Annotated in this window: 1 pseudogene; it reads left to right on the top strand. The window is 70.2% G+C overall.

The annotated features are described in order from the left end of the window. Positions 1-152 precede the first annotated feature (152 nt). Positions 153-527, top strand: a pseudogene (locus tag OH146_RS13610) (aminopeptidase N); the annotation flags it as partial.

The raw sequence follows: 527 nt of genomic DNA, 5'->3' as shown, positions 1-527 counted from the left end.
TCGACCGCTCCCTCGGAGGTGTCGCCCTCAGCCCGCTGCCAAACCGCCCGGGAGAGGTCGAAATCGCCCTTGGGGTGCTGACCCATCGCTGTTCCTCCATCGCCATGCGTAACGAGACGGCCCGAGCGGACCTCATCGGGCAGGATAAGCGGATGCCGAGCCTCACCCGTGCAGAGGCGACCGCGCGCCGCGCGTCGATCACCGTCGAGTCCTACGATGTGGACCTCGATCTGACCGGCGACGCCGAGCGGTTCCGCTCCGCCGTCACCATCCGGTTCCGGGCCACCCCCGGAGCCGAGACCTTCGTCGACGTCAAGCCGCGCCGACTCCTCGCCGCCCGCCTCAACGGCAGCGACCTCGACCCGGCCCTGCTGGCCGGCGACCGGCTGCCGCTGACCGGCCTGGCCGCGACGAACACGCTCACAGTCGAGGCCGAGATGGCCTACTCCAACACGGGCGAAGGGCTGCACCGTTTCGTCGACCCGGCCGACGGCGAGACCTACCTCTACAGCCAGTTCGAGACCGCC

The sequence above is a fragment of the Homoserinimonas sedimenticola genome, assembly GCF_026094475.1.
Classification (GTDB): domain Bacteria; phylum Actinomycetota; class Actinomycetes; order Actinomycetales; family Microbacteriaceae; genus Homoserinimonas; species Homoserinimonas sedimenticola.
Note: the sequence above shows the minus strand (reverse complement) of the source record. Positions and strands in the feature narration are given on the sequence as shown.